The sequence below is a fragment of the Streptomyces purpurogeneiscleroticus genome (genome assembly GCF_020024005.1).
Classification (GTDB): Bacteria; Actinomycetota; Actinomycetes; order Streptomycetales; family Streptomycetaceae; genus Streptomyces; species Streptomyces purpurogeneiscleroticus.
Genome location: NZ_NHSG01000272.1, coordinates 1 through 9077, shown reverse-complemented (window position 1 = coordinate 9077; position 9077 = coordinate 1). Strand labels below are relative to the sequence as shown.

The following is a 9077-nucleotide window of genomic DNA, read 5'->3' as shown; positions in this document are numbered from 1 at the left end:
GCACCCGCTCCACCACGTCGTAGTACCGCGCCTCGGAGCCGTACCGCGTCGGGGTGTAGTACCGCTTGCCGTGCACCTCGTCCGGGGCGTACTGCTGCGCCGCGATGCCGCCGGGGAGGTCGTGCGGGTACTGGTAGCCCTTGCCGTGGCCGAGCTTCTTCGCGCCCTGGTAGTGGCTGTCGCGCAGATGCGGGGGCACCGGCCCGGCGAGCCCCGCGCGGACGTCCGCGAGCGCCGCGTCGATCGCCATGTACGCCGCGTTCGACTTGGGCGCGAGGGCCAGCGCGATCGTCGCCTGGCTGAGCGTGATCCGCGCCTCGGGGAAACCGATCATCGCGACGGCCTGCGCGGCGGCCACCGCGGTCTGCAGCGCGGTCGGGTCGGCCAGCCCGATGTCCTCGCTCGCGGAGATCATCAGCCGCCGGGCGATGAACCGCGGGTCCTCACCCGCCTCGATCATGCGCGCCAAATAGTGCAGCGCCGCGTCCACGTCCGAGCCGCGGATGGACTTGATCAGCGCGCTCGCCACGTCGTAGTGCTGGTCACCGGCCCGGTCGTACTTCACCGCCGCCCGGTTCACCGACTCCTCCAGGGTCTGGAGGGTGATCTCCTTCTCGCCCTTGGAGATCGCGGACCCGGCACCGGCCTCCAGCGCCGTCAGCGCCCGGCGCGCGTCGCCGCCCGCGATCCGCAGCAGATGCGCCTCGGTGTCCTCGGGCAGCGTCACCGCGCCCGCCAGCCCGCGCGCGTCGGTCAGCGCGCGCTTCAGCAGCCCGCGCAGATCGTCGTCGGTGAGCGGCTCCAGCGTCAGCAGCAGCGAGCGGGAGAGCAGCGGGGAGATCACCGAGAAGTACGGGTTCTCCGTGGTCGCCGCGATGAGGGTCACCCAGCGGTTCTCCACCGCCGGGAGTAGGGAGTCCTGCTGGGCCTTGCTGAAGCGGTGGATCTCGTCCAGAAAGAGGACGGTCTCTTTCCCGTATCCCCCGGAGGCGCGGCGGGCGCCGTCGATGACGGACCGCACTTCCTTCACGCCCGCGGTGATCGCGGAGAGCTCCACGAAGCGCTTGTTGGTCGCCTGGCTGACGACGTACGCGAGGGTGGTCTTGCCGATTCCGGGCGGGCCCCACAGAAACACCGAGGAAGGGCCGGCCGGGCCGCCCTCCCCCTCGCCCACCAGCCGCCGCAGCGGCGATCCGGGCTTGAGCAGATGCTGCTGGCCGACCACCTCGTCCAGGGTGCGCGGACGCATCCGTACAGCGAGCGGGGACCCCGCGGGGTCCTTCTCCTGGCGGTCTTCGGCAGCGGCGGTGAACAGGTCGGGCTCCACGCTTCCGAGCCTATGTCACCCCTCTGACAACACAGCTGCCGCCTAGAGCAGCGTGCTCCAGTACTGCGTCCACCACTTGGTGAGGATCAGCAGCGTGATCACGCCGTACCAGAGCACCGGGACGACCCAGTGGAACTCCAGGACCGCGCCGCGCAGGCCCTCAGGCACCTTGATGATCCGGTGCTTGATGTTGTGCACGGTGGTGTACCAGAACATCAGGACCGTCACGAGCCAGGTGAGCGTGCACCACAGGCACAGCGAGTTGATGACGTACAGGGACTGGCCCATCAGCCACATGCAGAAGGCCGTGCCGAGCAGCGTGCCGACGTTCAGGCCGACCCAGAACCACGCCTTGAAACGGGCGCCGGCGAGCACGGCCATGCCGACGGCGACGACGACGCCGAAGCCGACGAGCCCGGCCATCGGGTTCGGGAAGCCGAAGACCTCGGCCTGCGCGCTCTTCATGATGTTGCCGCAGGAAATGATCGGGTTGATGCTGCAGGCCGGCTTGAAGCTCGGGTCCTTCAGCAGCTCGAACTTGTCCAGGGTGATGACCCAGGCCGCGAGGAGGCCGAGCGCGCCGGTGATCACCAGGAGCAGCGCGAAGGGGCGACCCGCTCCGATGGTGCCGTCGCCATCCGTACGGCCATGGTCGGTGGTGGACACGTCATCAAGCGTAGTCGTCGTCATATCGCCGTTCCGTCGTCCCGTCGTTGTACGCCCGCTGGAGCCTCACATTGTGCCGCAAGGGGCGCGCCGGGCACTGTTCGAAGGACATAAAGCCGACCGCCCCGGAAGGGCCTGTGGCCCATGACGAAGGGCCCGGCGGCCATCAGGCCCCCGGACCCCTTCGCACGAAAGTCCTACGGGTTTCAGCTCAGCTTTGCCTGGACGGCAGCCACGATCCCGTCCAGCGCGACCGGCGACTGCTCGCCGCTCTCCAGGTCCTTGAGCTGGACCACGCCCTCGGCGAGATCACGCTCACCGGCGACGATCGCCAGCCGCGCGCCCGAGCGGTTCGCCGACTTCATGGCGTTCTTCAGGCCCTTGCCGCCGTACGCGAAGTCGGTCGCCAGACCGGCCCGGCGCAGCTCGGTGACCGTGCCGAAGAGCACCCGGCGGGCCTCCTCGCCCAGCGGCACCGCGAAGACGGCGGTGCTGGCGGGAATCTCCAGCTCCACGCCCTCGGCCTCCAGCGCCAGGACCGTGCGGTCCACGCCGAGCGCCCAGCCGACGGACGGCAGCGCCGGGCCGCCGATCATCTCGGACAGGCCGTCGTACCGGCCGCCGCCGCCGACCGCGGACTGCGAGCCCAGCCCGTCGTGGACGAACTCGAAGGTGGTACGGGTGTAGTAGTCCAGCCCGCGCACCAGCTTGGGGTCGTCCTCGTACGCGACGCCCGCAGCGGTCAGCAGCTCGCGTACCTGCTCGTGGTACGCCTTGCAGTTCTCGCAGAGGTGGTCGCGCAGCAGCGGCGCGCCGGCCAGCTGCTTCTGCACGTCCGCGCGCTTGTCGTCGAGCACCCGCAGCGGGTTGATCTCGATCCGGCGGCGGGTGTCCTCGTCCAGGTCCAGGGCGCGCAGGAAGTCCTGCAGCGCGGCCCGGTAGGCGGGGCGGCACTCCTGGTCGCCGAGGCTGTTGAGCAGGATGCGGAAGTTCTTGAGGCCCAGCGAGCGGTAGGCGTCGTTCGCCAGGATGATCAGCTCGGCGTCCAGCGCCGGGTCCTCGGCGCCGATGGCCTCCGCGCCGACCTGCGAGAAGTGCCGGTAGCGGCCCTTCTGCGGGCGCTCGTAGCGGTAGTACGAGCCGGAGTACCAGAGCTTGACCGGGAGGTTGCCGGCCTTGTGGAGGTTGGCCTCCAGCGCGGCGCGCAGCACGGAGGCGGTGCCCTCGGGGCGCAGCGCGAGCTGGTCGCCGCCCTTGGTCTCGAAGGCGTACATCTCCTTGGTGACGATGTCGGTGGACTCGCCGACGCCGCGCGCGAACAGCTCGACGTTCTCGAAGCCGGGCGTCTCGATGTAGCCGTAGCCGGAGCGCTTGAGAGGTCCGGAGATCGCGTCGCGGACCGCCAGGTAGGTCGCGGACTGCGGCGGGATCAGGTCGTAGGTGCCCTTGGGGGCCTTGAAGGTGCTCACGGAAGCTTTCGTCACATTCCTCGTCGCGGAGCCGGGCTCTGGGGGCCCGTTCCGAGGCCGGCGGCCACCTCCCGCAGGAAGGGGTTGGTGGCGCGCTCCTGGCCGATGGTGGTCTGGGGGCCGTGGCCGGACAGCACCACGGTCGAGTCGTCCAGCGGGAGGCATACGCGCTCCAGCGACCGGAGGATCTCGGCGTGGCTGCCGCCGGGCATGTCGGTGCGTCCGATGGAGCCGGCGAAGAGCAGGTCGCCCGAGAAGAAGACCGGCGGAATGTCGGCCTGCTCGGGCATCCTGAAGGTCACCGACCCCTTGGTATGGCCCGGCGCATGGGAGACGGCGAACTCCATCCCTGCCAGCTCCAGCTTCCCGCCGTCCGCCAGCTCCTTGACGTCATCCGGCTCTCCCACCGTCAGCTCGCCCATCAGCTGCTGGCCGATCGACCGGCCCAGCGCCTTCTCCGGGTCGCTCATCATGTAGCGGTCCTCGGGGTGGATCCAGGCGGGGACGTCGTGCGCGCCGCAGACCGGCACCACCGAGGCGACGTGGTCGATGTGGCCGTGGGTGAGGACGACGGCGACGGGCTTGAGGCGATGCTTCTTCACCGCTTCCGCGACACCGTCGGCGGCCTGGTGGCCGGGGTCGATGATCACGCACTCCTCACCCGCGGCGGGGGCGACCAAGTAGCAATTGGTGCCCCAGGCCCCGGCGGGGAACCCGGCAATCAGCACGTTCGTCCTCATCAATCGTCCGGCGGACAGATCCTGGCAGGCCCTGGCTGCGGCCCTGGCGGATCTCACAGAAACATGCTGCAAGATCTCTGCTGTTCAGAGCCTACCGGCGGGACTCCCGCCGGAGCGAACCCGTATACGGTACGGGCCACGGCAGATCATGCGGACCAAGGAGACGGCCTGGTGGTCAAGGGGGATCAGCGGCGCAAGCAGCTTGCGCGCGAGAAGTACGAGCGTCAGCTCCAGCGGCGGACGGCCGCGCAGCGGAAGGCCAAGCGCCGGAACGTGATCATCGCGTCGGTGCTCGCGGTGGCGCTCGCCGCGGGCGGGGCCGTGTACGCGACGGCGGGGCTGGTCGGCGGAGACGGCAAGAACACGGCGGCGGAGCAGGAGCCCAAGGACCCGTGCGGTACGCCCGCCAAGGGCGAGCCGTCGAAGAAGCAGTGGAAGAAGGAGCCGAAGCTGACGGTGGACACGTCCGCTTCGTACACCGCGAAGCTCGCCACCACCTGTGGCGACATCGCCATGAAGCTGGACGCGAAGAAGGCCCCGCACACGGTCAACTCGTTCAATTTCCTGGCGGAACAGGGCTATTTCGACCACAGCAAGTGCCATCGCCTGGTCGACGACGGCCTCCACGTCCTGCAGTGCGGCGACCCGACCGGTACCGGCCAGGGCACCCCGGGCTACACGATTCCGGACGAGAACCTCAAGGACCCGCGGCTCAAGGGCGGCGTCTACCCGGCGGGCACGGTCGCGATGGCCAACCGCTACGACGGACAGAGCGAGAAGACCCGGGACACCGGCGGCAGCCAGTTCTTCCTGGTCTTCCAGGACAGCCAGTTGCCGCCGAACTACACGCCGTTCGGGACGATCACGCAGGGCATGGACGTCCTGAAGAAGATCGCCAAGGCCGGCTCCACGCCCGACCCGCAGACGCAGAACACCGTGCCCAACGCCACCGTCGTCATCGACCGCGCCCGCGTCACCAAGTCCTGAGAGCCTGTACCGCGGTCCTGGCCGTCCGCGCCGGGACCACGGAATTTCGGTCGTGCGGGATGCGGACAGCCGGGCCACCGGTCGCCTAGATTGGCGTTGGGTAGGGTGCCTGCTCCGACGGCTGCCACCCTCACCCGCAAGAACAGTCCGTCGGACCGGCCGGGGCGCGGTCCCGCCGGACAGAAACTGTGGACGATGCCCGGGACCCCGGTGTCCCGCCGGCATCATGTGGAGGAGGCGCTGTGAGCAGCGACCCATGGGGCCGCGTCGACGAGACGGGGACCGTGTACGTGCGTACCGCCGACGGTGAGAAGGTCGTCGGATCGTGGCAGGCGGGATCGCCCGACGAGGCCCTCGCCTACTTCGAGCGCAAGTATGAGGGCCTGGTCGTCGAGATCGGCCTCCTCGAGCGGCGGGTCAGGACGACCGACCTGTCGGCCAAGGACGCCATGACCGCGATCGACCATCTGCGGCAGCAGGTCGACGAGCACCACGCGGTGGGCGACCTCGACGCCCTGCGCAAGCGCCTGGACGCGCTCGTCCAGACGGTCGAGGCCCGCCGCGAGGAGCGCAAGGCGGCCAAGGCCCGGCAGGCCGACGAGGCCAGGGTGGCCAAGGAGAAGCTGGTCGCCGAGGCCGAGGAGCTGGCGGCGAGCGAGCAGTGGCGGGCGGCCGGCGAGCGGCTGCGTGCCCTGGTCGACACGTGGAAGGGACTGCCGCGGCTGGACCGCAAGTCCGACGACGAGCTGTGGCACCGCTTCTCGCACGCCCGCTCCGCGTTCTCCAAGCGGCGCAAGGCGCACTTCGCGTCGCTGGACGCGCAGCGCGAGCAGGCCAGGCAGGTCAAGGAGAAGCTGGTCGCGGACGCCGAGGCGCTCTCGGGCTCGACGGACTGGGGCCCGACCGCGGCCCGGTACCGCGAGCTGATGCAGGAGTGGAAGGCCGCGGGCCGCGCCCAGCGCGAGCACGAGGACGACCTGTGGAACCGCTTCCGCGGCGCCCAGGACGTCTTCTTCCAGGCGCGCAGCGAGGTCTTCGCGGAGCGGGACGCCGAGCAGCGGGAGAACCTCACCCGCAAGGAGGAGCTGGTCGTCGAGGCCGAGAAGCTGCTCCCGGTCTCGGACCTCAAGGCCGCGCGGGCCGCGTTCCGTTCGATCAATGAGCGGTGGGAGGCCATCGGCCATGTGCCGCGGGACGCCCGCCCGAAGATCGAGGGCCGGATGCACGCCGTCGAGCGCGCCATCCAGGAGGCCGAGGAAGCCGAGTGGCGGCGGACCAACCCCGAGGCGCGGGCGCGTGCCGCGGGGCTGACCGGCCAGCTCCAGGACGCCGTCGACAAGCTCCAGAAGCAGATCGACGCCGCCCGGTCGGCCGGCAACAACGCCAAGGCCGACAAGCTCGCCCGCGAGCTGGAGGGCCGCCAGGCCCTGCTGGACCAGGCCCAGAAGGGCCTGCAGGAGTTCGGCGGCTGAGCAGCACGCACGAGGAGGGCCCCGGTACTTCGGTACCGGGGCCCTCCTCGCGTAGTACGGCGGCTAGTTGGGCCGCCTCGCCGATGTCACGCGGTACACGTCGTACACGCCCTCCACGCCCCGTACCGCCTTCAGGACATGCCCCAGGTGCTTGGGGTCGCCCATCTCGAAGGTGAAGCGGGAGGTGGCCACCCGGTCGCGGGAGGTCTGGACGGCCGCGGACAGGATGTTGACGTGCTGGTCGGACAGGACGCGTGTGACGTCCGAGAGCAGTCGCGAGCGGTCCAGCGCCTCGACCTGGATGGCGACCAGGAAGACCGAGGACTGGGTGGGCGCCCACTCGACCTCCAGGATCCGCTCCGGCTGCTTGGACAGCGAGTCGACGTTGAGGCAGTCCGCACGGTGAACCGATACGCCGGAACCGCGGGTCACGAAGCCGATGATCGGGTCGCCCGGCACCGGCGTACAGCAGCGGGCCAGCTTCACCCAGACGTCCTCGACGCCCTTGACGACCACGCCCGGGTCCGCGCTGGAGCGCCGCTTGGAGCGGCGGATCGGCGTGGACTCGGCGATGTCCTCGGTGGCCTCGTCCTGGCCGCCGAGCGCCTGCACCAGCTTCTGCACGACGGACTGCGCGGTGACATGGCCCTCGCCGATCGCCGCGTACAGCGAGGAGATGTCCGGGTACCGCATCTCGTGCGCGAGGGTGACCAGCGAGTCGCCGGTCAGGATGCGCTGGATCGGCAGGTTCTGCTTGCGCATGGCCCGCGCGATGGCGTCCTTGCCCTGCTCGATCGCCTCGTCGCGGCGCTCCTTGGAGAACCACGCGCGGATCTTGTTGCGGGCCCGCGGGGACTTGACGAAGCCCAGCCAGTCCCGGGACGGCCCGGCCCCCGGCGCCTTGGAGGTGAAGACCTCCACCAGATCGCCGTTGTCCAGCGTCGATTCCAGCGGTACGAGGCGGCCGTTGACGCGCGCGCCTATCGTGCGGTGGCCGACCTCGGTGTGCACCGCGTACGCGAAGTCCACGGGCGTCGCACCGGCCGGCAGCGCTATGACATCGCCCTTGGGCGTGAAGACGAAGACCTCGTTGCGCGAGAGGTCGAAGCGCAGCGACTCCAGGAACTCGCCCGGGTCCTCCGTCTCCTTCTGCCAGTCCAGCAGCTGCCGCAGCCACGCCATGTCGTTGACCGCGTCGTCCTTGCCGGCCTTGCCCCTGGGCACGTCGGTGCGGATCTTGGAGGCGCCGGCCACGGCCTCCTGCTTGTACTTCCAGTGCGCGGCGATGCCGTACTCGGCGCGGCGGTGCATGTCGAACGTGCGGATCTGCAGCTCGACCGGCTTGCCGTTGGGCCCGATGACCGTCGTGTGCAGCGACTGGTACATGTTGAACTTGGGCATCGCGATGTAGTCCTTGAACCGGCCGGGGACCGGATTCCACCGCGCGTGCACCGTGCCCAGCGCCGCGTAACAGTCACGCACCGTGTCGACGAGGACGCGGATACCCACCAGGTCGTAGATCTCCGCGAAGTCGCGTCCGCGGACGATCATCTTCTGGTAGACGCTGTAGTAGTGCTTGGGCCGTCCGGTGACGGTGGCCTTGATGCGCGCCGAGCGCAGATCGGCCTGGACCTCGTCGGTGACTATGGCGAGGTACTCGTCGCGCTTGGGCGCCCGCTCGGCGACCAGCCGGACGATCTCGTCGTACATCTTGGGGTAGAGGATCGCGAAGGCGAGGTCCTCCAGCTCCCACTTGATGGTGTTCATGCCCAGCCGGTGCGCCAGCGGGGCGTAGATCTCCAGCGTCTCGCGGGCCTTCTTCTCCTGCTTCTCCCGCTTGAGGTAGCGCATCGTGCGCATGTTGTGCAGCCGGTCGGCGAGCTTGATCACCAGGACGCGCGGGTCCTTGGCCATCGCCACGACCATCTTGCGCACGGTCTCGGCCTGCGCGGCCTCGCCGAACTTGACCTTGTCCAGCTTGGTGACGCCGTCCACCAGCAGCGCGACCTGGTCGCCGAAGTCCCGGCGGAGGGTGTCCAGACCGTACTCGGTGTCCTCGACGGTGTCGTGCAGCAGCCCGGCCATCAGCGTCGCCGGATCCATGCCCAGCTCGGCGAGGATCGTGGTGACCGCGAGCGGATGCGTGATGTACGGGTCGCCGCTCTTGCGCTTCTGGCCGCGGTGCCAGCGCTCGGCGACCTGGTAGGCCCGTTCGACCTGGCGCAGCGTGGCCGTCTCGATCTTTGGGTCGTTGCTGCGCACGATGCGCAGGAGCGGCTCCAGGACCGGGTTGTACGGGCTCTGGCGCTGCACGCCGAGGCGGGCCAGGCGGGCGCGGACGCGGTTGGAGGAGCCGGAGCGGCCGCCGGGCTGGCCGGTGTGGCCGGGCGGCAGCGGCTTGGGGGCCGACGGCGGG

The 9077-nt window shown here is 69.9% G+C and carries 7 protein-coding genes; 2 read left to right on the top strand and 5 right to left on the bottom strand.

The genetic code is table 11. From position 1 onward, the window contains the following. The 4 genes from CCS38_RS17590 to CCS38_RS17575 form a co-directional block, all read right to left on the bottom strand. The coding region (locus tag CCS38_RS17590) for a replication-associated recombination protein A (RefSeq protein WP_223734233.1) at positions 1 to 1327 on the bottom strand (1327 nt) is incomplete at its 3' end. A gap of 42 nt (positions 1328 to 1369) precedes the next feature. After that, positions 1370 to 2017, bottom strand: a complete 648-nt coding sequence (locus CCS38_RS17585; RefSeq protein ID WP_223734232.1) for a vitamin K epoxide reductase family protein — start codon at positions 2015 to 2017, stop codon at positions 1370 to 1372. Positions 2018 to 2199: 182 nt separating this feature from the next. Further along, on the bottom strand, positions 2200 to 3462 hold the full coding sequence (hisS, locus tag CCS38_RS17580; protein WP_223734231.1) for a histidine--tRNA ligase: 1263 nt from the start codon (positions 3460 to 3462) through the stop codon (positions 2200 to 2202). An 11-nt stretch (positions 3463 to 3473) separates the two neighbouring features. Further along, on the bottom strand, positions 3474 to 4190 hold the full coding sequence (locus CCS38_RS17575) for an MBL fold metallo-hydrolase (RefSeq protein ID WP_223734230.1): 717 nt from the start codon (positions 4188 to 4190) through the stop codon (positions 3474 to 3476). Between the two features lie 183 nt (positions 4191 to 4373). Between CCS38_RS17575 and CCS38_RS17570 the strand changes: the two genes are divergently transcribed. Then, positions 4374 to 5189: a peptidylprolyl isomerase gene (locus CCS38_RS17570; protein WP_223734229.1), complete on the top strand. Its 816-nt coding sequence runs from the start codon at positions 4374 to 4376 to the stop codon at positions 5187 to 5189. 242 nt (positions 5190 to 5431) lie between these two features. Continuing rightward, a complete protein-coding gene (locus CCS38_RS17565) occupies positions 5432 to 6661 on the top strand; it encodes a DUF349 domain-containing protein (protein ID WP_223734228.1) in 1230 nt (409 codons plus the stop codon). Between the two features lie 63 nt (positions 6662 to 6724). On the opposite strand, the gene CCS38_RS17560 is transcribed toward CCS38_RS17565, so the two are convergent. After that, a partial coding sequence (locus CCS38_RS17560; RefSeq protein ID WP_223734227.1) for a RelA/SpoT family protein occupies positions 6725 to 9077 on the bottom strand: 2353 nt, incomplete at its 5' end.

Bases quoted from the DNA above. Each gene is read 5' to 3' on its own strand.
- CCS38_RS17585 (WP_223734232.1), bottom strand. From the start codon at position 2,017: ATGACGACGACTACGCTTGATGACGTGTCCACCACCGACCATGGCCGT.